Below are 21,954 nucleotides of genomic sequence, written 5' to 3' on the forward strand. Positions count from 1 at the left end.
AGGTTCTGGTAAGTTCAATGTGTGGCTAAGTGGAATTGCTAAAGTTAAAGGATTTTTATTAAATCAATATGTCTTCATAAAAGAGATATATAGGAAATAGTTACAATTTAATCCCTTTTATTTTAATAAAAATTGTCTGAAAATTTTTTAAACTTTAAAGAATTAATTTAAAAAAAATTTTTTAAAAAATTAAAATTAATCATTACTTCTAAATTTTTAAAAGTTATATTAAAATTAAAAAAGGAGGTTAACCTATGGAAGGTTTTATTCAGGTTATATTCCTGTATATGCTCCTTGGTACTCCTATGCTATCCCTGACAGATTATAGTTCTGCATTGAAATAACACAGGATAAAATAGTAATAAGAGGTCCCTGTGATAATGTGAAAATTGATTGTGAATCAGGTAAGGAGGTTGATTTAGAACTTAAGAGGAAGTGATTTTATTCCCCTCTTAGAAAATTAACTGCCTTTTTAACATCTTCATAAGTATCAAGGTCAATCCAGAAGTAACCTGAAACCTGGAAAATATTAAGTTTTGCTCTTTTAATTATTTCACTTATTGTTATCTTTTCCTTTTCTTTTTCAAGTTCTATTGCAAATTTTAAAAAATTTTTATCAATTATAATAAAACCTGTATCGTAAGCATTGAACCTTTCAATATTTTTACCTATTTCAATAACTTTTCCATTTTCATAATAAACCTTTGTAGCTTCATCTTTATCTATATATTTACCGATCTCATCCACTATAAGCCCTTCACCATTAATTGCTTCTTTTAAAAAGTCCTTTTCATATATATGATCACCCATAAGAACTATAAATTTTTCTCCCTCCTCAACATAATCCTTTAAAAGGTAAAGGGAATAACCATTTTCTCTCTCAGGGTATTCATTTATAACAATTTTCGCTTTTATCCCGTTATTTTCCACAAACTCTTTTAATTTTCTTGAAAATTTTGGATTTACGACTATTAAAAATTCTTCTACAAATTCCTCAAGATTTTTTATATTTCTGAGCAATATTTCTTTTCCTTTAATTTTAAAAAGTGACTTTGGAATATTATTGGAAATTGGTTTTAACCTTTCACCTGTTCCTGCTGAGAGAATAACTGCTTTTTTTAATTTTTCTTTTACTTTCATTTTTTTTCTCCTTATTTATTATTAATGATAACATATTTTTAGCTTCTTCCTGAGATTAAACCCCAAGAGAAGAAAAAGCAAAATTATTAAATTTCTTAAAAGAGAAATAAAGCCTGTTTTTGGCTCTCTTCCGAATATTTCAAAACATCCACATTCAAATACCTTTCCATTTATAATTACATAAATTATTGCTAAGGTAAAAATAAAAATAAGAAAAATTAAGGAAAAATATGCACCTTCCCTTAAAAATCCAATAATTAAAAAAATTCCTGAAAAAATTTCAATAAAGGGTAAAGTTAAAGAAAATATATTTATGATTTTTATAGGTAATATACCGTATTTTGCAACTGTTAAAGAAAATTCAAAAATGTTACTTAATTTGGTATATCCTGAATAGATAAATAAAACTCCTAAGATAACTTCAACCAAAAAGAGTAAAATTCTATTTATAAAAAATCTATTCAAGGGGATAACCCTTTTTATTCCATTCATAAAAGCCCCCTGTATAAATTGTAATTTCTTTAAATCCCAATTCTTTTAAAAGTTCGGCAAGTTTGAAGGAAAGCTCACAGAATCCCCCATCACAGTATATAATTATTTTTCTTTCCGTATCAAGTATTGAAATAAAATTTAATGGATTGGAATAAAACTCAGGGTAAGGTATATTTATTGCAGCCTTTATATGCCCTTTTAAATACTCTTCCCTTTCTCTTGCATCAATAAGAAGTATATCATCCCTTCCGATTAAATTTAAAAGTTTTTCAGAATCAATAAATGAAATTTCAGGATACTTTTTTGAAAGAAGGAAAACTTCTGTATTTTCTGGAAAAAGAGGGATTTTTTTATAAAAGGCAAAAAAGATTCCAAAAGTAAATGAAATTAAAAAAATTAGAATAGATTGTAATATAAATTTCATTTATTTAAAAAAAGAAGAAGACTCTCCTTTTTATAAAAAATCTTGCAACAAAAAATCCAAAGAGAAAACCACCAATGTGAGCAAAAAAAGCAATATTTGTAAAGGAGTAACCAAGAGATAAAAAACCATTAAAAAATTGTGTTATAATCCAGAAACCAAGAAATATGAAAGCAGGAATCGGTACTATATCCCAGAAGAAAAAGTATGTAACAAAGGTTAATATCCTCGCAAAAGGGAATAAGACAAAATAAAAACCCAAAACCCCTGAAATTGCACCAGAAGCGCCAATCATTGGAACTTTTAAACCTGGATTAAAAATTGTTTCAAGAACTATTCCTGCAATTCCAGCAGATATAAAAAATACCGGAAACCAGAAAAATCCAAGAACATCCTCCACATTGTCACCAAATATATGAAGGTAAAGCATATTGAAAAATAAATGGGCCCAACCTCCGTGAATAAAAATTGAAGTGATAAAAGTGGGGAGTCTCTTTAAAGGTTCTTTAAAAAATAAATAGGGGATAAATCCGTTTTCATAAATAAAGATTTTCTGAGATTCCCCGGGTAAAATAAATTCATAAATAAATATTATTAAAGAGGTTATTATTATCGCATAAGTCCAAAAGGGAAATCTTCTTGAAGGTATATTATCTCTTAAAGGTAACATATTATTCTATAACCTTATAAATTAATGTCCTTTCCGCAGGTTTATCAAGACTGAAATCAAGGGAACTTTTTAAAATTTTTTTTGCCTCTTCAATTTTTCTTTCATCATTACATCTTATCTCATATATTTTTCCCCCTTTTTTAACATAAGAGCCAACTTTTTTATGAAGTATAATTCCAGCAACGGGATCAATTTTATCTTCTTTTTTAAATCTTCCTGCTCCTAAAATTCTCGCTGCCTCTCCAACAAGTTTTGCATCCATTCTTGTAATGTAACCTTCAACTTCAGATTCAACAAATTCAATAAATTTTACTTTTATAAAATCATCAATTCTTGAAAATTCAAGAAGTTCTGTGTTCCCTCCATGCTCTTTAATCATTTCAAAAAACTTTTTTAAGGCTTTTCCATTTTTTCTTAAATTATCAACCATTTCTTTACCTGAATCAAGGTTATCTACTTTTTTAGCCATTAAAAGTAAATGAGCGCATAGATTTTTTACAACAATGTCTAAATCCCTTATTTCTGCACCGTTTAAATAAAATACAGTCTCCATAACTTCAAGCCGATTTCCAACCATAAAACCAAGAGGTTCATTCATATCAGTTATTAAAGATTTTGCATTTACTCCCATTTTTTTTGATATACTTACAAGGGATTCAGCAAGATTTTTTGCATCATCGAATTTTCTCATAAAGGCTCCTGAACCTATTTTTACATCAAATATGATTCCCTCAAGATTCAGCGATAGTTTCTTTGATAGGATACTTGCTGTTATCAAAGGAATTGAGGGAACTGTTCCTGTTACATCCCTTATTGAATAAATTATTCTATCGGCAGGAGCAATTTCCTCTGATTGACCTATTATTGAACACCCAACTTTTTTAACAATTCTTCTAAATTCTTCAATGTTTAAATCTGTTTTATAACCAGGAATTGATTCCAATTTATCAACCGTTCCACCTGTATGACCTAGTGAGCGTCCTGAAATCATGGGTATATAAACATTTAAGGATGCCATTATAGGAGCAAGGATAAGTGATACTTTATCACCAACTCCTCCTGTTGAATGTTTATCAAGAAGCGGTGATACACCAAGAATATCAATAGTTTTACCGGAATTCCTCATTGCCTCTGTTAGAAAATATGTTTCGTCTTCATTTAATCCCTGGAAGTAAATAGCCATTAAAAGAGCTGAAATCTGGTAATCTGGAATTTCACCCTTTACTGTTTTTTCAACAAAAAATTCAATTTCTTCTTTTGTTAAAGCTTTGCCATCTCTTTTTTTCTCTATTATACTTAAGATATTAGGTTCCATTTTTTTGAAAGTATTTTTAAGGAATTTAAAAGGTCTTCCTCTTTTAAAAGTAAAATTATTCCTGGTCTTGAGGAAAATATTGCATAAATATGAATTTTATTTTTCTGTAATTCTCTCATTGATTCTTCAAGAATAAAGGGAGAGTCCCCTATTCCGTAACCAACAAGAGTTAATATTCCCATTTTTTTCATAAACTTTATTTTTAATGGATTATAAAGTTCTTTTAGTTCCTTGATAACTTCTTTATCTATTTTTTTAACTTCAACTGCAAAGGAAAGATCAACACCCCTTTCATCCCTTATACCATGAATAAAAAATAAAACATTTATATTTTTTTCATTTAAATAGCTTGCTGTCTGTGGAATTCTGAAATTTTCCTTTGCCTTTTCAAGTAAAAGTAAAGATACTCCCTTTTTCATAACAATTGCCTTAACATAGGAGGTCTCAATTGCCTCATTTTTTATCATTGTATAATCCTCTCTGTTTAATTTTTTAACATAAAATTTTAAGTTATACTTCATCCCCAATGCCACAGCCCTTGGATTTAAAACTTCTGCACCATACTCCGATAAAAATAACATTTCCTCAAAAGATATTTCCTTAATTTTTTTTGATTTCTTCATAATTTTCGGGGGTAAAGCATATATCCCGTCAACATCCTTATAAAATATAACATCTTTTGTTTTTAGAAACACTGCTAAACTTGCTGCTGTTAAATCAGAACCACCTCTTCCAAGTGTTGTAACTTCTTTTTCTATACTTACTCCCTGGAATCCAGCTATTATAGGAATTTCCCCTCTTTCCAGAGTTTCAAGAATTCTCTTTCCCCTTATTTCTATTATCTGTGCTGAACTGTGTTTTGTATCAGTTAAAATACCTGCCTGAGAACCAGTAAGAGATTTTGAATTTATATTTCTTTCCTTTAAAGCCATTGAAAAAAGAGACATTGAAATTCTCTCTCCTGCTGATAAAAGCATATCAAGTTCCCTTTTATCAGGATTTTTTGATACTTTTTTTGAAAGTTCAATAAGTTTATCAGTTGTATCTCCCATTGCTGAAACTACAATAACAGGTCTAATTCCTTTTTTTATTTCCTTTTCAATCACTCCTGCTGCAAGTTTAATTCTCTTTATATTTTTTAAAACTTCTCCACCAAATTTATAAACTTTAATCAATTTTATAAAACTCCTTTAATCTTTTTAATGCTTCATCTAATTTATCATCAGAAATTGTGATACTGAATCTTATAAACCCTTTTCCCTCTTTTCCAAATCCTTCTCCAGGAACCACAAGAACTTTTTTATTTTTGAGAAATTCTATGGAAAATTCATAACTTGTAAATCCTTCAGGTTTTGCCCATATATAAAAGGTTGCTTGTGAATCAAAAAATTTCATCTTTATTTCTCTTAAAGCATCTTTAAGTTTTTTTCTCCTTTCTTTATATTTTTCTCTTATGGGTTTATTTAATCTTTCAAAATTTAAAAGGGCATAACTAGCTGCTTTTTGTATTGCACCAAATTGACAGTTATCAATAACCGTTTTAAATTTCGCAAGGTTTTGAATAATTCTTTCATCTCCACATACAAAACCAATTCTCCATCCTGTCATATTGAAGGTTTTTGATAAGGAGTTGAATTCAATACAGTTTTTTTTACCTATCTGTAAAAGGGATATTGGTTCTTTTTCTTCATAGATTTCAGCATAACAGAGGTCATTTACAAGACAGAAATCATATTTTTTAGAGAGTTTAACTGCATCCTTGAAGAACTCAATATTTGCTTCTGCACCTGTTGGGTTATTTGGATAATTTAAATACATTAATCTTGTTTTTTTAAGAATTTTACTATCTATAAGGGAAAAATCAGGTAAAAAGGAATTTTTTTCTTTAAGAGGCATTTTGTGAACCCTTGCACCTGCCATTTTTGAAGCAAGTTCATAGGCAGGATATGCTGGATCAGGAATAAGGGAAAAACTTCCCTCTTCAAGTATAACAAAGGCGAGGTGGCTTAATCCCTCTTTTGAACCAATTAAGACAAGTATTTCTTCATCTTTTAATTCAACTTCAAATCTTTTTTTGTAATAGTTTTTTATAGCTTCTTTAAGAAATTTGTATCCCTGGTATGGTGGGTATCTGTGGAAAACTGGATTTCTGGCTTCTTTAATTAAAATTTCAATAATTTCATCAGGTGTGGGGATATCAGGATCACCAACTCCCATATCAATAAGGTTTTCCTTATATTTTTCCTTTAATTTATCAAGTTCTTCAAAAAAGTAGTGAGGAAATTTTTTTATTCTTTTAGAAAATTTCATAATTTATTTTAAGAATCAAAAGTTTTCTTTTTCCCTTATTTCAATTTTTTCAGGGAAATGAGGTTTAATTATGTCAAAGGCACTTTTCATATTGGCTGCAATTTCAATAAAACCAAAACTTCCTTTTAAAAAAATAAGTTTTCCCTTTTTGACTTCTGCATAGGTTCTCTTTGGTCCTTCTATTAAAAATTTTTTAGTCTTTAAAATGTAATTTTTTCCATTTTGAATCCATTCGTTTTCAATATCTGTTAGTATGTTACCAAATCTATCTTTTAAAACCATGTGCCCCTTTATTATTTTTTCACTTTTTACAGGCTCTTCAATCTCTAATAGAACAGGTTCTCTGTATTCTTTTAAATTTCTTATAATAAAAGGGGAGAGGGTAATTTTTGAAACCCATATTGAAAAGTAATCTCTTGCATGAAAGGTGGGTGAAGCTTTTTCAAGAGGTGGTGGAAGTTCATAAACTTTACCTCCCTTTTTAATAAATAAGGTAAAAATTCCATTGTCAGGTCCTATAAAAAATCTTTTTTCAAATTCAACTAAAATTCCCTTTCTTTCTGTTCCAACTGTTGGGTCAACAACACATAGAAAACTGGTCCCTTCTGGATAATCTCTGTATAAATAGTAAATCCAGTACATTGCAGATAAAATATTATGTTTTTCAACTTCATGGAAAATATCAATAATCTGGGCTTTTCCTTGGGTAATTGAGTGAATTTTTGCCTTAACAGAACCTATATAGGGGGAATCGTAACCAAAATCAGTTATAATTGTAATTAATTTCATTTTCCTTGCTTTTTTTAATTTTTTAAATTATAATTAAAAAGGAGGAAATTATGAAAAAATTTTTATTACTTTTAATTTTCCCTTTATCCCTTTTTTCTTCTGCAAATGATGCTGCTGTGGTTTTTTTAACTATTTTCCCAGGAGCAAGAGCAGTAGGTATGGGAGCTGCTTTTACTGCTGTTTCCGATGACGCAACTTGTACTTTTTATAATCCTGGGGGGCTTCCTTTTATTAAAAATTTTGAGGTTTCTCTCCAGCATTCAAACTGGCTAACTGGGTTATGGCCTGATATGTACTATGAATTTTTTGGTTTTGTAAAACCTATGGGAGAGATGGGTTCAGTTGGGGGAAATGTTGTATATTTAACAACAGGAGAGACAGAGGCATATATTGAGGGAAGTGATGCTCCGATAGCCCGTTTTGTTAATTTTGATTTTGCTCTTACCTTAAATTATGGATATAAAGTTTTTGAAAATTTAGGGACAGGGATAGGAGCAAAGTTTATTTATTCCTTTCTTGCACCTGACTGGCTTGTTAAAAGAGTTTTTCCTGAATCAGGTGGAGGAGGAACAGGTATTACATATGCTTTTGATTTTGGACTTCTTTATAAATCAGTGATACTGGAGGGAAGCTCCTTTTTGCCTTCTGTATCCATGGGGCTTTCCCTTTTAAATTTTGGTCCCGGGATAAGGTATACAAGAAAGGGTGGCGGAGAGGATCCCCTTCCAAGGACTTTAAAACTTGGTTTAGCACTCTCTATTTATGAAAGTGAAGCAGTAAAATTTATTTTTGCTACTGATATTACAAAAATTCTTGTTAATTTGAAAGCTGATTGGGATGAAAAGGGTTTTAATTATGTATGGTGGGAAGCTTGGAAACATGTGGGTCTTGAGTTTAACTATTATAACTTTGTTTTCCTAAGGATAGGATATTTCCATGATGCTGAAGGTGTAAGGAAAGGACCTATGTTTGGTGGTGGTGTAAAACTGGGTAAATTTTATTTTGATGTAGGTGTGGATTCACCCATTTATGATTTTGATACTGACAATTACAGGTTTTCTTTAAGATATATTTTTTAGTTTAAAAAAACTTGATTTTTTAAAATTTTTGTGTTATAATAAAAATACTTTTAAAAAAATTAAAAAAAATTTAAAACTATGAAAGTGAGAAGTGCGGTAAGAAAAATTTGTGCCAAATGTAGAATTATACGTCGGAAAGGGCGTGTAATGGTTATTTGTGAAAATCCAAAACATAAACAGAGGCAGGGATAAATAATGGCAAGAATTGCAGGTGTTGATTTACCGAAGAATAAAAAAATTGAGGTTGCTTTAACTTATATTTATGGTATTGGTCCATCAAACTCGAAGTGGATCCTGAGGGAAACGGGTATTGATCCTGATAAAAAAGTAAAGGATTTAACTCCTGAGGAGGTGGGAAAGTTACAGAGTGCAATTGAGGGATTAAAAGTTGAGGGTGCTTTGAGGATGGAAATTTCGAGAAATATAAAGAGGCTTATAGATATAGGTTCCTATCGTGGATTAAGGCATAAACTTGGTTTGCCTGTCAGGGGTCAAAGGACAAGACATAATGCAAGGACAAGAAAAGGCCCAAGGGGTAATATTTTCAGGAAATTAAAGAGAAGAGGTGAAAAATAATGGCTAAAAAAGGAAGAAAAAAAAAGAAGGAAAAGAAATTATTAAGTTTCGCTATTGTTCATATACAATCAACTTTTAACAATACTATTATTACAGTTACTGATGAAAACGGGGATACTCTTTGCTGGGCTTCTTCTGGTTCAGTAGGTTTTAAGGGAACAAGAAAGGGAACACCTTTTGCTGCTTCAAAAGCTGCCGAGGATGTTGCGAAGAAGGTAAAGGAATTTGGTATTCAGGAAGTTGAAGTAAGGTTAAAAGGTCCAGGTCAAGGAAGGGAGGCTGCTTTAAGAACACTTCATGCCCAGGGACTAAAAATTGTTGCTATAAAAGATGTGACTCCAATTCCCCATAATGGGACAAGACCACCAAAAAGAAGGAGGGTATAAATGGCCAGAATAACAGGACCTAAATGCAGGATGTGTAGAAGAGAAGGGATGCAACTATTTTTGAAAGGTGAAAGATGTTTGACTGATAAGTGTCCGGTAAAAAAGAGACCTTATCCACCTGGTTTTCATGGACCAAGGAAAAAACCAAGGCTTTCAATTTATGGACTTCAGCTAAGGGAAAAACAGAAAGCAAAGAGAATTTATGGTGTTCTTGAGAGACAGTTTAGAAGATATTTTGAAATTGCAAGAAAAATGCCTGGGAATACTGGAGAAAATTTACTTTCCCTTCTTGAGAGAAGGCTTGATAATGTTATTTATAGGCTTGGATTTGCAATGTCAAGAGCACAGGCACGGCAGATTGTTACTCATGGTCATGTACTTGTTAATGGTAGAAAGATTGATATACCTTCCTATCTTGTTAAAGAAGGTGATGTAATTTCCATAAAGGATAAAATTAAAGATAATCCCTTTATTAAATATTCTCTTCAGAGAAAAGATATAAGGGTTTTGCCTGAGTGGCTTTCATTTGATTCCAATAAACTTGAAGGTAGAGTTTTAAGACTTCCTGAGAAAAAGGATATAACTTACCCAATTCAGGAAAGTCTTATTGTTGAGCTTTATTCTAAATAAAGGTTCTATTCCTTTAATTTTAAAATTATGAAAAAATGTATAGAGTTAATTTAACAATACCCGAAAGTATAAAAATTTTAACTCTTACTGATAAAAAAGGAGTTTTTGAGATTTCTCCTCTTGAGAGGGGTTATGGAGTTACCTTAGGAAATTCATTGAGGAGAGTTTTACTTTCAAGTATAAAAGGTTCATCAATTTTTGCAGTTCATATAGATGGGGTTTTACATGAATTTTCTACCATTGACGGAGTTATTGAGGATGTTCCTCATATTGTTTTGAATTTAAAAAAGGTGAGGGTAAAATTTGAGGGTGATCTTCCATATAAGTCCATGGTTTTATCAAAGCAGGGAAAAGGAGAAGTAAAAGCAGCTGATTTTAGATTACCACCTGAGATAAAAATACTTAATCCAGAAATTCATATAGCTGAACTTTCTTCTGATAAATCTAAACTTGCTATTGAGGCATTTGTAACAAGTGGCAGGGGTTATTTGACTGTTGAAGAGATAAAATACCTTATAAAAACTGATAAAGGATTTCAACCTATATTACCCCATAATTCCTTTTTCATTGATGCTGATTTTTCACCAGTAAGATTTGTAAATTTCTGGATAGAAAATATGAGAGTAGATTACAGGACTGACTTTGAAAAGTTATTTTTGGATATTGAAACTGACGGTTCAGTAACTCCCTATGATGCTTTGATTGAGGCTCAGGAAATCATGATTCAACATCTTTCAAGTTTAAAGAAAATTTATACAGAGAAAAAAGAAGTTAAAGAGAAAAAGGTAAAAGAAATATCAAAAAAGCATATGGAAATACTCGATGAGAGTATTTCCTTTTTAGATTTATCTAAAAGGGTTACAGAAGCACTTGAAGAGGAAGGAATTAAAACGCTTTATGATCTTGTTACTTTAAAGTCAGAGGATCTTTTAAAAATTAAAAATCTTGGTAAAAAGTCAATAGAAGAAATAGAGGAAAAACTTAAAAAATTTGATTTGTACCTGGGAATGGAGATTTCAAAACCAATAAAGAAATAGGAGGGAAATATGAGACATCTAAAAAAAGGGAGGAAGTTACAGAGAACTCATTCCCATAGAAAGGCACTTATAAGAAATCAGGCAATAAGTATGGTATTAAAAGGAAGAATTAAGAGTACTGTTCCTAAGCTGAAGGAAACAAGAAAACTTGTAGAAAAGCTTCTTAGTATTGCGAAAAATGATACTCAGGCTACAAGGAGACTTGTATTTTCCTACTTAAATCACAAGGAAGCTTCAATTAAAATTTTTGAAATAGCAAAGAATTTTAAGAATAGAAAGGGAGGTTTTACAAGAATTATAAAACTGGGATTTAGAAAGGGAGACGGTGCGGAAGAAGGTCTTTTAGAATTTGTTGAATAATTTTTTTAAATTTAAACCCCATTTTTTAATATTAGCAGGGTATTTATTAATAAGTTTATTTTTTTCCTTTATTTTGCTTTTGCCTTTTACCCATAGGGGCAATCTTGATTTTATTGATGCCCTTTTCACATCTACCTCTGCTCTTTGTGTAACAGGTCATATTGTTAAGGATACAGAAAAATTTTGGACTATATGGGGAAAATTTATTATTCTATTTCTCATACAGATAGGTGGGCTTGGTTATATGACGCTTCTTTCTTATTTTTTCCTTGTTTTAAAAGGTGGAGTTCCTATTACTTTAAGGGTTATAACAAAAGAAACTCAGAGTTTTTTGAAGGGTATCCCTGTAAGAGAGCTAATATTAAAAGTTTTAATTTATACCCTTATAATTGAAATTTCAGGTTCCCTTTTGCTTTTTTTGTTTACAGAGGGAAAGGATAGATTATTTCACAGTGTGTTTCACAGTATTTCCGCTTTCTGTAATGCTGGATTTTCCTCTTATTCAGAAAATTTAATGAAATACAGGAATTCCCCATTTTATCTATTGACTGTCTCTTTTCTTTTTATAATAGGTGGTATCGGTTTTTTTGTTCTTGATGATATTTATAATTTCCTTAGAAAAAGAAAATCCGTATCCTATCACTCAAAAGTTGTTATTAAAACCACATTATTCCTTATTTTATTTTTTAGTATAATTTTTTTAATAATTGAGTGGAATAATTCTTTAAAGAATTTTAATGTTTTATTAAAGATTATAAACTCAATTTTTCATGTAACAACTCCAAGGACAGCAGGATTTAATGCTTTGAATATTTCAAATTTTTCAATATCAACAATTTTAATTATAATTTTTTTAATGATAGTAGGTGGTTCCCCTGGTGGAACTGCAGGAGGAGTGAAAACTACCAATTTTGCAATTTTGGCGGCTTTTTTAAGGAGTATATTTAGAGGAGAAGAAGAAGTTTATTTATCAAAAAGGAGAATTGAAAATAATTTACTTATTGAGTCCTTAATGATATTTTCCCTTTATATTTTTATTGCAGGCCTTTGTCTTTTTCTAATTTTAATTTTAGAAGGAAATAGATTTGACTTTACAGGAGTACTTTTTGAAGTTATTTCTGCTCTTTCAACTGTAGGTCTATCTTTGGGATCCAAAATTTATCCGAATTTAAGCTTATCTGCTGATTTCTCTCCTTTTTCAAAATTAGTAATAATTTTTCTTATGATTATTGGAAGAATAGGTGTATTTACTATTTGGAGTATTCTGGTTACAAGGAAAAAAAGTTTGAAGAGTTATCCAAAAGGTGAACTTTTAATTGTTTGAGGGTTCAACCCCCTCTTTTTAAAGGAGGGTGTTTATGGATAGAATAATAATAGGTATTCCCTTATCGGAAAGAGAGGGTAATATTTATGAGAAAAGAGTGTCTCTTTCTCCTCCAGGCTGTAAAGAGTTAATTGATCTTGGAGCTGAAATTTACTTAGAGAGCAAAGCAGGAGAAGGTGCTGGTTTTACTGATGAAGAGTATAAAGAAAAAGGTGCACAAATAGTATATTCAAAGGAAGAAGTTTTTTTAAGGTCTGATATTATCTTAGGAATAAACCAGCCTTTCGAAAGTGAACTTTCACTTTTGAAAGAAAATCATGTAATTTTTGGATTTTTGCATCTTGCTGTGAAACCAAAAACTATATGTGATGTTTTTGTTGAAAAGAAGATTACATCTATTGGTTATGAAATAATTCAGGAAGAAGATGGAACTTTGCCAATTTTAAGGGTTTCAAGTGAAATAGCCGGTAAACTCGCTCCCCAGATTGCAGGTAGATTGCTTGAGACAGAAAAGGGTGGGCTCGGAATTCTTTTAGGTGGGATTCCAGGGATACCTCCTGCTGATGTTGTTATAATAGGTGCTGGAACTCTTGGAACTTATGCTGCAAGGTCTTTTTTGGGATTGGGTGCTTCAGTTTATATGCTTGACATTTCAAAAAGTAAACTGGAAAAAATAGATGAAATTTTCGGGGGAAGAGTAGTTACTGCTATTGCAACATACGAAAATATTTCTAAATTTGTTAAATTTGCTGATGTTCTTATTTTATCTATTCTTGTTCCAGGAGAGAAAGCACCAAAAATTGTTACAAGGGATATGGTTAAATCTATGAGAAGCGGTTCTGTTATAATTGATTTTTCTATAGACCAGGGAGGTGCATGTGAGACATCAAGACTTACACCAACAGAAAGTTTTGTTTACAAAGAATTCGGTGTTATTCATTTTTGTGTTCCCAATGTGCCTTCTTTTGTAGCAAGAACTGCTTCACATGCTCTTTCCAATGCTTTAATTCCATATTTAAAAGAAATTGTTAAAAATGGAATTGAATATATAAAAGAAAATAAAGCTCTATGGAATGGTTGTTATACCTTTAAAGGAAAGTTTACAAGGAAACATCCATGGAGTGAAGGTTATCCTGTTTTATAAAGGAGGGGATTTTTATGAGTCTTCTAAAAATGTATCACGAAAAGAAAAAAAGTCCTGAAGAGATTATTTCACTCATAAAATCTGGAGATTCAGTATTTGTCTCTGGAAATGCAGCTACTCCCAGTTTTTTGCTTGATTTTCTTGCAAGAAGAAAAGATCTTGAAAATGTTAAAGTTTATCATGTATTACAGGCAGGAGAAGACCCTTTTAAAAAGTATGGAACTTATGAAAATTTTATACATAAATCTCTTTTTGTTGGACCTGCTGATAGAGAATCTGTGAATGAGGGCAATGCTGAGTATATTCCCTGTCATTTGCATGAAATTCCTGTTTTGATAAGGGAAGGTAAGATTAATATTGATGTTGCTATAATTCACACTTCTCCACCTGATGAGCACGGATTTTTGAGTCTCGGTGTTGAAGTTATTGCAACAAAGGCTGCTATACAGAGTGCTAAAAAGGTTTTAGCTCAGGTAAATAGGAGTATGCCCAGAACACTTGGAGATTGTTTTGTTCATATATCAAAGATAACAGCTCTTTGTGAAATTGATGAAAATTTATATACTCTTCCTAAAATAGAACCCACAGAAACAGAGGAAAAAATTGCAAGATATATTGTAGATTTAATTGATGATGGTTCTACTTTGCAGGTTGGAATAGGTGGTATACCAAATGCAGTTTTGAAATTTATAAAAGGTAAAAAGGATCTTGGTATTCACACTGAAATGATTTCTGATGGAATAATGGAGAGAATTCTTGATGGAACCATTACAGGTGCGAGAAAGACTTTACATCCAGGGAAAGTTATTGGAACTTTTATATTTGGTTCTGAAGATCTTTACAATTTTTGCCATAATAATCCTATTTTTGAACTTCATCCCTGTGATTATGTTAATCATCCTTTTATTATTGCAAGAAATGATAATATGGTTGCTATCAATTCAGCAATTGAGATTGATTTGACGGGTCAGGTTTGTTCAGATTCCATTGGAACATACATTTATTCAGGTTTTGGTGGACAGGTTGATTTTATAAGGGGAGCAGGATGGAGTAAAAATGGAAAACCCATCATAGCAATTCCTTCAACAGCAAAGGGTGGAAAAGTATCAAAAATTGTATCTAAATTGAGGGAGGGTGCAGGAGTTGTCACTACAAGAGCTGATGTAAGGTATGTAGTAACAGAATACGGTATTGCTGAATTGTGGGGAAAGTCATTAAGAGAAAGGGCAAAGGCTTTAATAGAAATTGCCCATCCTGATTTTAGGGAACAACTGGAAAAGGAAGCCTTTGAAAGAAAACTTTTAAAATAAAAGAGGGGAGATAGTTTTTAAACCACCTCCCCCCTATATTTTTCCAGAGTAAATCTACAGAATTATTTAACAATAATTAAGGGTATAGAAAGCTTTGTATTCTCAGTTTCAAGTTTTAGAAAGTATTTGCCACTTCTCAATGTGTTCTTTATGTTATAGGTGTAATTACCTTTATTAAGCTTTGAGTTAAGAATATTTTTTACAATTCTTCCATCAGGGGAATAGATATTTATTTCAACATTTGAAGGGTTAGGTATATTGAAAGAAATTTTTAAATTATTTTTTCCAATACTTGGTATAAGTGTAGTTTCTTTTCTTTCATTTATAATTCTCTCAGAAATCTTAACTCTTGTTTGAGCATCAAACCATATACTGTAAGTAGAACCTTCAAAACTTGTCCATACTACAACAGGCTCATTTGTGGAAGGGTTATAACTTACATAGGGGCCTAAAGCATCACTTAAGTCGTCAGTACTATCATCGTTTATTATATTAAGATATGAATCAGTCCAGGATGAGGGGTCATTTATATTACCTATTTTAAGTCTTACTTCTTCATATGGGCCTGAAGGGATATCTTTTCTGAAAACAGCATAAAAGGCAGTGCTTGAATTATCAACATAAACATCAGGACTAAAATTAAGATCAAAAGTTACCCATCCCTGAAAATTCCATGTATTCCCTCCATTTGTTGAATAGTGGTTGTGAAGATCTAGGTCTTGAAAATGAAGTAAACCTGTATCTGTTCTTGTAACTAAAATTACCCAGTTTGAATCAATATAGGATGCAGCTAAATCACACTCAAAATCATCGTAATGGTCATTGAAAGGAGTTATCCATAATGGATTAAAGGGGTTGCTTGGAGTCCAGGAAGCCCCATAGTTATCACTATAAACACCCCCGATACACTCATCATAAATATTGGGATACCCGTATGGATGTATGGGGGCAATAATCCATAGTCTATGAGGGGCACCAAAAGAAATTTTAGAGTGATAATAATATATATTATCCCCGGAGGTTTTCATTACCTTAACAGGACCTAATTCCCAGTTTGAGACATTCAGTTCATTTGATCTTGCAAACATCACACTTGTTGAATCCGTTCCTACATAATAATATTCAACCCAGGTAGCATAGTTCCATTCATATATTCCAAAAATTGCTGCATCTGTTGTAAAGTCAAGATTTCTATATATAACATTGTCATTAAATCCTCCTGTGGGAGAACCAAAGGATATCGGATTGAAAGAATTTCCTGGTAAAGCAGTTATAAACCATGTTCTATACAGAGTATCGTTTTGGATTAAAATGTACCATAAAACAAGGGTATCATTAACTGCTAAGATGCTGGGTGAAGTGATGCTATACCCTGTTGAAAAAGTATTATCCCAATAAATATTCCATGTTTCTCCATTATCAGTGGATCTGTGAACTATAACATGGTAATTTGTCCCATCAAAATATTTCGAAATTGTATAGAGTTCACCTGTTGAAAGGGAGGTTATTTTAACATCGTTTACTCCATTTCTTGGATCAATTCTCACATCATTTCCCCATTTCAGAATAATCTGGTTAAAGTTTGAATTTTCTTCCTTTAAATTTTTGCCTGGTTCAGGGTTAAATCCACAGGTTATAGGTGAATAGTTTTTCTCTCTATTCATCTTCCACCATTCATGTATATATTTTGATAACTCACCAGCGAGTTCTTTATTTCCAGATTCTCTTGCATTTATGAGTTCTATATTAGCACTTTCAGGGTTGAAGTTCTGTGGAATTTTGATATTTTCTTTTTTTTGAGGATTTTGTATTACAACTTCTCCTGTGATTTCTTTTTCAGTGAATCCAAGTAGAAATAGTGATAATAAGGTTATTGGAATTAATTTATACATACTAAACTCCTTTATTTTATAGGGACTCGGACCCTCATCTCTAAGTACCCCCCCAATAATTAGGAGCTTTTAGAGATGGTTATTTTAAATTATATAATGATTTTTTAAAAATTACAAGTGATTTGGATCACATTTTTTAAAAATATTCTTTAAAGGTGAATATGCTGAAAATTTCTCCTGTGTTTAAAAAAAGTTTATTATAATTTTTCCTTTCATTTAAAAATCCATAAAAAGCCTTTCCTGTATATACAGGGTCAAGAATTATTCCTTAAATTTTTACATCAAGATTTAATATTTTTTCCCGAAAAATAAACCTGTGTATGTTCCACCTTAGCAAAGAGCACAGAGAATTGAATCAATTTTATTTTTCAATATAAATTTTTTCATTTCATAGAATGCTTCTACATATCCCCATGATCCGAGTTCATCAGAGCCCCCCTCAGGGATTAAAAGCACTTTATTTTTTTCAATTCATAATTTTTATATTCCTCCATTATTTTATCAATCTCCTCTTTTAAAATAAGAAATTTTTAAACTTGTTTTCAAAATTGAACTTTAAAATATAAAAAGATTATAATAAGTTTTATTTAATAAAAATAAAGGAGGTTAATCTATGGAAAAACCTGTAATTACAAGAATTTCGGGTGCTCTCGTAGTTGCTAAAAATATGCGTGGTGCAAGAATGAATGAAATTGTTAGAGTTGGAAAGGAAGGTCTTGTAGGAGAAATTATAAGACTTAAGGAAGACCTTGCCTTTATTCAGGTTTATGAAGATACTTCAGGACTTTTTGTAGGTGAACCTGTTGAAAGAACTGGAGAATCTTTATCTGTAGAACTTGGTCCAGGTTTACTTACCACAGCTTTTGATGGTGTTCAAAGACCCTTGCAGGTTCTAAGAGATAAGGTTGGAGATTTTATTAAAAGAGGTGTTGTTGCAAATGCCCTTGATAGAAATAAAAAATGGAATTTTGAGCCTTTATTGAAAAAGGGAGACGAAGTTTGGCCAGGAAGAATAATAGGAGAGGTACAGGAGACACAGAGTATAAGACATAGAATTTTAGTTCCACCCAATGTCAAGCCTTCAAGAATTAAGGAAATTAAAAGTGGTTCTTTTACAGTTGAAGATGTTGTATGTATTCTTGAAGATGGAACTGAATTAAAACTTTATCACAGGTGGCCAGTTAGAGTTCCAAGACCTTTTAGAAAAAGATTGGGACCTGAGAAACCCTTAATAACAGGACAGAGGGTTCTTGACTTTTTCTTTCCTATTGCTCTTGGGGGAAATGCTGCCATACCCGGTGGTTTTGGAACTGGAAAAACTGTTACAGAGCAGACACTTGCAAAATGTTCTCTAGTTGAAGTTGTTATATATATTGGTTGTGGAGAGAGAGGCAATGAGATGACCGAAGTCCTCATTGAATTCCCTGAACTTGATGATCCCTTCCATAAGGGTGCTCCACTTATGGATAGAACTATTTTAGTTGTAAATACATCAAATATGCCAGTTGCAGCAAGAGAGGCATCAATTTATGTTGGAATAACCCTCGCTGAGTATTATAGAGACATGGGTTATAATGTTTTATTGCTTGCAGACTCAACTTCAAGATGGGCAGAAGCTTTAAGGGAAATATCTTCAAGACTTGAAGAAATGCCTGGAGAAGAGGGTTATCCACCCTATCTTGCTGCAAAACTTGCTGCTTTTTATGAAAGAACAGGTAGGGTTATTCCACTTGCAGGTGATGAATATGAAGGTTCAGTTACTGCTGTAGGTGCTGTATCCCCTCCTGGTGGAGATTTTTCTGAACCTGTTACCCAGAGCACATTGAGAGTTGTAGGAGCTTTATGGGCACTTGATACTTCACTTGCATATAGAAGACATTATCCAGCTATAAACTGGTTAAGGTCATATACCCTTTATTTTGAACTAATGGAAAAATGGTTCAGGGAAAATGTTGCCTCTGATTTCCCTGAGTTAAGAAGATGGGCAGGAGAAGTTTTACAGAAAAATGCTGAACTTGAAGAAATTGTTCAGCTTGTAGGTCCTGATGCTCTTGAAGATCATGAAAGGTTATTACTTGAAACTGGAAGAATAATAAGGGATGGATTCTTACAGCAGAGTGCCTTTGATGAAGTGGATTACACCTGTCCCCTTGAAAAACAGTATGGTATGATGAAAGTAATTCAAAAGTTCTTTAATACAGGTGAAAAAGCATTAAAAGAAGAAATAGAAATTGAGAAAATTTTAAATCCTGAACTTATTGATAGAATTATAAGGTTAAAGGAAAAACCCATTGAAGAATTTAAAACAGAAAAGGAGTTAGTTGATAAAGAAATCGAAAATCTTCTGTTAAAAGAAAAAGTAGCCCTTTAGTTATCTTTATAAAGACCCCATTATTTAAGGAATTTTACCAATTCTCATAGAGGGTGGAGGTGATGGAATTATTAGAATGTTATCCCTTATTTCATAATTTTCTTTTTTATCTTCCCAAACATTAGTTTCTTTTTCAATTTCAACAAATTTATCAATTATACAATTTTTAACAATACTTTTTTTTCTTATTTTTACTCCATAATGAATTATTGAATCTTCAATAATAGCATTTTCTTCAATAATACAATTCCTTCCAATTATTGAATTTATAACTCTTGCACCTTTAAATATTCTTGTTCCCTCTGCAATTATTGAATTATAAACTTCTGCATTTTTTTCTATAAAGCAAGGTGGATCTTTAAAACTTACAGTTCCTATTGTCCAATGTGGATTCCATAAATTTAAAGGAGGAGGAATTTTTAACAAATCCATGTTTGCTTCATAATATTCCTTTATTGTTCCTACATCACGCCAGTAGTGAGTTTCTTCACCTCTTATTTTGTTTTTTGAGAAATCATATATAAATACCCTTAAATTTTTGTAAACTTTGGGCAAAATATCTTTACCAAAATCGTGAGAACTTTTTTCATCTTTTGAATCTTCAATTAAGATTTCTTCAAGAAATTCCCTTTTAAAAATATAATTACCCATAGATATAAATAATTTTTTATCTTTTACTTCAGAGGGTAAAGTTTTCGGCTTTTCCCAGAATCCACACACTCTGTTTTCATTATCAGAGCATATTATTCCATAATGAGATATATCTTGAGTTGTAACAGGAATACCACATACTGTAAAATCTGCATCTTTTTCAAGGTGAAATTTTAACATTTGCGAAACATCCATCTTATAAATATGATCAGCTGCAAAAACAAGAACTATATCAGGGTCAAAGTTTGAAAGTAAATGAAAATTTTGATAAACAGCATCTGCTGTTCCTTTATACCACTCTTCACCCATCCACATCTGTGCAGGAGCAATTGTTATAAAGAAATTCCTTCTTCTTAAAGCACTTCCAAGCTGCCAACCTTGCTCAATATGTTCTGTTAAACTCTGTGCCTTATACTGTGTTAAAACATATATGGAAAGGAAACCCGAATTTGTTAGATTGGAAAGCACAAAATCAATAATTCTATATTTTCCACCAAAAGGAACTGCTGGTTTTGTTCTGAATTTTGTTAAAGGGTAAAGTCTTTCACCCTTTCCTCCTGCTAAAATAAGTGTAATTATTTTTAAATGATTAAACTCCCTCATATTTTATTCTTTCATATAATTTTATATACTCCTTCGCAGAATTTTCCCATGAAAAATCTTTTTTCATACATTCTTCTATTAATTTGTACCATTTTTCTTTATCTTTAAAAACTAAAATAACTTTATCAAGTTTTTCGATAAACTTTTCTTTTTTATATTCATCAAACAAAAAACCGCATCCTCCTTCTTCATAATCTATGATTGAATCTTTTAACCCCCCTGTTTTAAAACCAAAAGGAATTGTTCCAAATCTCATTGATATCATTTGCGTAAGACCACAGGGTTCAAATATAGATGGAATTAAGAAAAGATCTGAACCTGCATAAATTTTTTTGGCAAGGATTAAATCAAATTTTGGTAAAAACCTGAATTTTTCTTTATATTTAATTTCAAATTCTTTTACTTTGTCTTCATATCTCTTTTCTCCAGTTGCAAGTAAAATAAATTGAAGGTCTCTTTTAAAAAATTCATTAAAAGATTCAATAAGTAAATCTATCCCCTTTTGATAGGTTAATCTTGATACCATTCCTATTAAAATTGACTCATCATCTTTTAGATTGAGTTCCTCTCTTAATTTTTTCTTATTTATTTCTTTTCCTTCTTTAAAATCTTTGATACTATAATTTTTATAAATATCCTTATCTTTCTCTGGATTCCATTCCTCGTAATCTATACCGTTTAATATTCCATAAATTCTATTTTTTTTACTTTTTAAAATTTCATCAAGTCCGCAGCCAAACTGAGGAGTTAGTATTTCCTCAGAATAACTTTTACTTACTGTATTTATATAATCAGAAAATAAAATTCCTACTTTTAAGAAATTAACATTTTCATTACCTTCTATTTCTTTTATTTCTTCATCAAATCCAATTTCTTTCAAAACTTTTTTTTCATAAATTCCCTGATAAGAAAGATTATGAATTGTAAGCAAAATTTTTGTTTCTTTAAAAAATTCATCACTATTAAATTTTCTTTTAATATATAGGGGTATAAAAGAAGTGTGCCAGTCATTTATATGAATTATATCGGGTTTAAAGTTAATTTTTTTTAAAAATAAAAGGGATGAATAAGAAAATAGAGCGAATCTCTTATACTGTTTTTCATCTTCACCTGATGAGGGCACATAAATATAATCTTTTCCAAAATATTCCTCATATTTTAAAAGATAAAAGGAAACATTTTTATAGGAAATATGAATCCATTCTGTTGTTAAATCTTTGTTATCAAATTCTATCTTCAGTTCTACTTTTTCCTTGATTTCAAATTTTTTTTCTTTAATAAATTTTGAATAATAAGGTGATAAAACTATTATGTTTATTCCTTTATTTTTTATAAAAACAGGGAGTGAACCCGCTACATCGGCAAGTCCACCAACTTTTGAAAAAGGATAGACTTCTGCAGAGAAATAGGCAATTTTCATTTTATAAAAATTTTTAATATTATATTTAACACTT

Annotated in this window: 22 protein-coding genes; 11 read left to right on the plus strand and 11 right to left on the minus strand. The window is 31.1% G+C overall.

What is annotated here, in order from left to right; genetic code table 11:
• Positions 1-441: 441 nt before the first annotated feature.
• Genes ABIN17_08210 through ABIN17_08245 form a run of 8 tightly spaced genes read right to left on the minus strand, consistent with a single transcriptional unit; the run spans position 442 to position 7,137 of the window.
• Positions 442-1,140: a sugar phosphate nucleotidyltransferase gene (locus tag ABIN17_08210; protein MEO0285033.1), complete on the minus strand. Its 699-nt coding sequence runs from the start codon at positions 1,138-1,140 to the stop codon at positions 442-444.
• 21 nt (positions 1,141-1,161) lie between these two features.
• Entirely contained in the window at positions 1,162-1,632 is a 471-nt protein-coding gene (locus ABIN17_08215; GenBank protein MEO0285034.1) for a MauE/DoxX family redox-associated membrane protein, read from the minus strand.
• Positions 1,598-2,056, minus strand: coding sequence for a rhodanese-like domain-containing protein (locus tag ABIN17_08220; protein ID MEO0285035.1), 459 nt, complete (start codon positions 2,054-2,056; stop codon positions 1,598-1,600). Before ABIN17_08220 ends, ABIN17_08215 begins: the two co-directional genes overlap by 35 nt.
• 4 nt (positions 2,057-2,060) lie before the next feature.
• Complete coding sequence (locus ABIN17_08225) at positions 2,061-2,723, minus strand: rhomboid family intramembrane serine protease (protein ID MEO0285036.1); 663 nt, start codon at positions 2,721-2,723, stop codon at positions 2,061-2,063.
• Position 2,724: 1 nt separating this feature from the next.
• A complete protein-coding gene (locus tag ABIN17_08230; protein ID MEO0285037.1) occupies positions 2,725-4,038 on the minus strand; it encodes a thymidine phosphorylase in 1,314 nt (437 codons plus the stop codon).
• Positions 4,020-5,213, minus strand: a complete 1,194-nt coding sequence (locus ABIN17_08235) for an aspartate kinase (protein MEO0285038.1) — start codon at positions 5,211-5,213, stop codon at positions 4,020-4,022. Before ABIN17_08235 ends, ABIN17_08230 begins: the two co-directional genes overlap by 19 nt.
• Positions 5,206-6,348: an aminotransferase class I/II-fold pyridoxal phosphate-dependent enzyme gene (locus tag ABIN17_08240; GenBank protein ID MEO0285039.1), complete on the minus strand. Its 1,143-nt coding sequence runs from the start codon at positions 6,346-6,348 to the stop codon at positions 5,206-5,208. Before ABIN17_08240 ends, ABIN17_08235 begins: the two co-directional genes overlap by 8 nt.
• A gap of 15 nt (positions 6,349-6,363) precedes the next feature.
• Positions 6,364-7,137 (minus strand): SAM-dependent chlorinase/fluorinase, encoded by a 774-nt coding sequence (locus tag ABIN17_08245; protein ID MEO0285040.1) that lies wholly within the window; start codon positions 7,135-7,137, stop codon positions 6,364-6,366.
• Positions 7,138-7,187: 50 nt separating this feature from the next.
• Between ABIN17_08245 and ABIN17_08250 the strand changes: the two genes are divergently transcribed.
• From ABIN17_08250 to ABIN17_08295, 10 genes are all read left to right on the plus strand, one after another.
• A complete protein-coding gene (locus tag ABIN17_08250) occupies positions 7,188-8,216 on the plus strand; it encodes a PorV/PorQ family protein (GenBank protein MEO0285041.1) in 1,029 nt (342 codons plus the stop codon).
• A gap of 78 nt (positions 8,217-8,294) precedes the next feature.
• A complete protein-coding gene (gene rpmJ / locus ABIN17_08255; GenBank protein MEO0285042.1) occupies positions 8,295-8,408 on the plus strand; it encodes a 50S ribosomal protein L36 in 114 nt (37 codons plus the stop codon).
• 3 nt (positions 8,409-8,411) lie between these two features.
• On the plus strand, positions 8,412-8,792 hold the full coding sequence (gene rpsM / locus ABIN17_08260) for a 30S ribosomal protein S13 (GenBank protein ID MEO0285043.1): 381 nt from the start codon (positions 8,412-8,414) through the stop codon (positions 8,790-8,792).
• Positions 8,792-9,178, plus strand: a complete 387-nt coding sequence (gene rpsK, locus ABIN17_08265) for a 30S ribosomal protein S11 (protein MEO0285044.1) — start codon at positions 8,792-8,794, stop codon at positions 9,176-9,178. The genes rpsM and rpsK overlap by 1 nt, the downstream gene beginning before the upstream one ends.
• Positions 9,179-9,808, plus strand: a complete 630-nt coding sequence (rpsD, locus tag ABIN17_08270) for a 30S ribosomal protein S4 (GenBank protein ID MEO0285045.1) — start codon at positions 9,179-9,181, stop codon at positions 9,806-9,808.
• Positions 9,809-9,843: 35 nt separating this feature from the next.
• Entirely contained in the window at positions 9,844-10,845 is a 1,002-nt protein-coding gene (locus ABIN17_08275; protein ID MEO0285046.1) for a DNA-directed RNA polymerase subunit alpha, read from the plus strand.
• 9 nt (positions 10,846-10,854) lie between these two features.
• The gene (rplQ, locus tag ABIN17_08280) at positions 10,855-11,205 is read left to right on the plus strand and encodes a 50S ribosomal protein L17 (protein ID MEO0285047.1); all 351 of its coding nucleotides are present in this window, start codon (positions 10,855-10,857) and stop codon (positions 11,203-11,205) included.
• Positions 11,198-12,529, plus strand: a complete 1,332-nt coding sequence (locus tag ABIN17_08285) for a potassium transporter TrkG (GenBank protein MEO0285048.1) — start codon at positions 11,198-11,200, stop codon at positions 12,527-12,529. The genes rplQ and ABIN17_08285 overlap by 8 nt, the downstream gene beginning before the upstream one ends.
• A 34-nt stretch (positions 12,530-12,563) precedes the next feature.
• Positions 12,564-13,673 (plus strand): alanine dehydrogenase, encoded by a 1,110-nt coding sequence (locus ABIN17_08290; protein ID MEO0285049.1) that lies wholly within the window; start codon positions 12,564-12,566, stop codon positions 13,671-13,673.
• A gap of 14 nt (positions 13,674-13,687) precedes the next feature.
• Positions 13,688-14,983 carry an acetyl-CoA hydrolase/transferase C-terminal domain-containing protein gene (locus ABIN17_08295; GenBank protein ID MEO0285050.1) on the plus strand — a complete coding sequence of 432 codons (1,296 nt, stop codon included), beginning with the start codon at positions 13,688-13,690 and terminating at the stop codon, positions 14,981-14,983.
• Between the two features lie 62 nt (positions 14,984-15,045).
• On the opposite strand, the gene ABIN17_08300 is transcribed toward ABIN17_08295, so the two are convergent.
• Positions 15,046-16,875: a T9SS type A sorting domain-containing protein gene (locus ABIN17_08300; GenBank protein ID MEO0285051.1), complete on the minus strand. Its 1,830-nt coding sequence runs from the start codon at positions 16,873-16,875 to the stop codon at positions 15,046-15,048.
• A gap of 613 nt (positions 16,876-17,488) precedes the next feature.
• Here ABIN17_08300 and ABIN17_08305 point away from each other — a divergent pair.
• On the plus strand, positions 17,489-19,246 hold the full coding sequence (locus ABIN17_08305; GenBank protein MEO0285052.1) for a V-type ATP synthase subunit A: 1,758 nt from the start codon (positions 17,489-17,491) through the stop codon (positions 19,244-19,246).
• Positions 19,247-19,270: 24 nt separating this feature from the next.
• Here ABIN17_08305 and glgC read toward each other — a convergent pair whose 3' ends face one another.
• Positions 19,271-20,500 carry a glucose-1-phosphate adenylyltransferase gene (glgC, locus tag ABIN17_08310; GenBank protein ID MEO0285053.1) on the minus strand — a complete coding sequence of 410 codons (1,230 nt, stop codon included), beginning with the start codon at positions 20,498-20,500 and terminating at the stop codon, positions 19,271-19,273.
• Complete coding sequence (locus tag ABIN17_08315; GenBank protein ID MEO0285054.1) at positions 20,487-21,920, minus strand: glycogen/starch synthase; 1,434 nt, start codon at positions 21,918-21,920, stop codon at positions 20,487-20,489. The genes glgC and ABIN17_08315 overlap by 14 nt, the downstream gene beginning before the upstream one ends.
• Positions 21,921-21,954 lie beyond the last annotated feature (34 nt).

It is taken from the genome of candidate division WOR-3 bacterium (assembly GCA_039803925.1).
In the GTDB taxonomy this organism is placed as follows: Bacteria; Hydrothermota; Hydrothermia; order Hydrothermales; family JAJRUZ01; genus JBCNVI01.

What these genes read in the sequence shown, in the direction of transcription:
- ABIN17_08220 (MEO0285035.1), bottom strand. Translation starts at nt 2,056, where the DNA reads ATGAAATTTATATTACAATCTATTCTAATTTTTTTAATTTCATTTACT.
- ABIN17_08225 (MEO0285036.1), bottom strand. Translation starts at nt 2,723, where the DNA reads ATGTTACCTTTAAGAGATAATATACCTTCAAGAAGATTTCCCTTTTGG.
- ABIN17_08290 (MEO0285049.1), top strand. Translation starts at nt 12,564, where the DNA reads ATGGATAGAATAATAATAGGTATTCCCTTATCGGAAAGAGAGGGTAAT.
- ABIN17_08295 (MEO0285050.1), top strand. Translation starts at nt 13,688, where the DNA reads ATGAGTCTTCTAAAAATGTATCACGAAAAGAAAAAAAGTCCTGAAGAG.
- ABIN17_08275 (MEO0285046.1), top strand. Translation starts at nt 9,844, where the DNA reads ATGTATAGAGTTAATTTAACAATACCCGAAAGTATAAAAATTTTAACT.
- ABIN17_08245 (MEO0285040.1), bottom strand. Translation starts at nt 7,137, where the DNA reads ATGAAATTAATTACAATTATAACTGATTTTGGTTACGATTCCCCCTAT.
- ABIN17_08300 (MEO0285051.1), bottom strand. Translation starts at nt 16,875, where the DNA reads ATGTATAAATTAATTCCAATAACCTTATTATCACTATTTCTACTTGGA.
- rpsM (MEO0285043.1), top strand. Translation starts at nt 8,412, where the DNA reads ATGGCAAGAATTGCAGGTGTTGATTTACCGAAGAATAAAAAAATTGAG.
- rpsD (MEO0285045.1), top strand. Translation starts at nt 9,179, where the DNA reads ATGGCCAGAATAACAGGACCTAAATGCAGGATGTGTAGAAGAGAAGGG.
- ABIN17_08215 (MEO0285034.1), bottom strand. Translation starts at nt 1,632, where the DNA reads ATGAATGGAATAAAAAGGGTTATCCCCTTGAATAGATTTTTTATAAAT.
- ABIN17_08250 (MEO0285041.1), top strand. Translation starts at nt 7,188, where the DNA reads ATGAAAAAATTTTTATTACTTTTAATTTTCCCTTTATCCCTTTTTTCT.
- rplQ (MEO0285047.1), top strand. Translation starts at nt 10,855, where the DNA reads ATGAGACATCTAAAAAAAGGGAGGAAGTTACAGAGAACTCATTCCCAT.
- ABIN17_08230 (MEO0285037.1), bottom strand. Translation starts at nt 4,038, where the DNA reads ATGGAACCTAATATCTTAAGTATAATAGAGAAAAAAAGAGATGGCAAA.
- rpsK (MEO0285044.1), top strand. Translation starts at nt 8,792, where the DNA reads ATGGCTAAAAAAGGAAGAAAAAAAAAGAAGGAAAAGAAATTATTAAGT.
- glgC (MEO0285053.1), bottom strand. Translation starts at nt 20,500, where the DNA reads ATGAGGGAGTTTAATCATTTAAAAATAATTACACTTATTTTAGCAGGA.
- ABIN17_08305 (MEO0285052.1), top strand. Translation starts at nt 17,489, where the DNA reads ATGGAAAAACCTGTAATTACAAGAATTTCGGGTGCTCTCGTAGTTGCT.
- rpmJ (MEO0285042.1), top strand. Translation starts at nt 8,295, where the DNA reads ATGAAAGTGAGAAGTGCGGTAAGAAAAATTTGTGCCAAATGTAGAATT.
- ABIN17_08210 (MEO0285033.1), bottom strand. Translation starts at nt 1,140, where the DNA reads ATGAAAGTAAAAGAAAAATTAAAAAAAGCAGTTATTCTCTCAGCAGGA.
- ABIN17_08240 (MEO0285039.1), bottom strand. Translation starts at nt 6,348, where the DNA reads ATGAAATTTTCTAAAAGAATAAAAAAATTTCCTCACTACTTTTTTGAA.
- ABIN17_08315 (MEO0285054.1), bottom strand. Translation starts at nt 21,920, where the DNA reads ATGAAAATTGCCTATTTCTCTGCAGAAGTCTATCCTTTTTCAAAAGTT.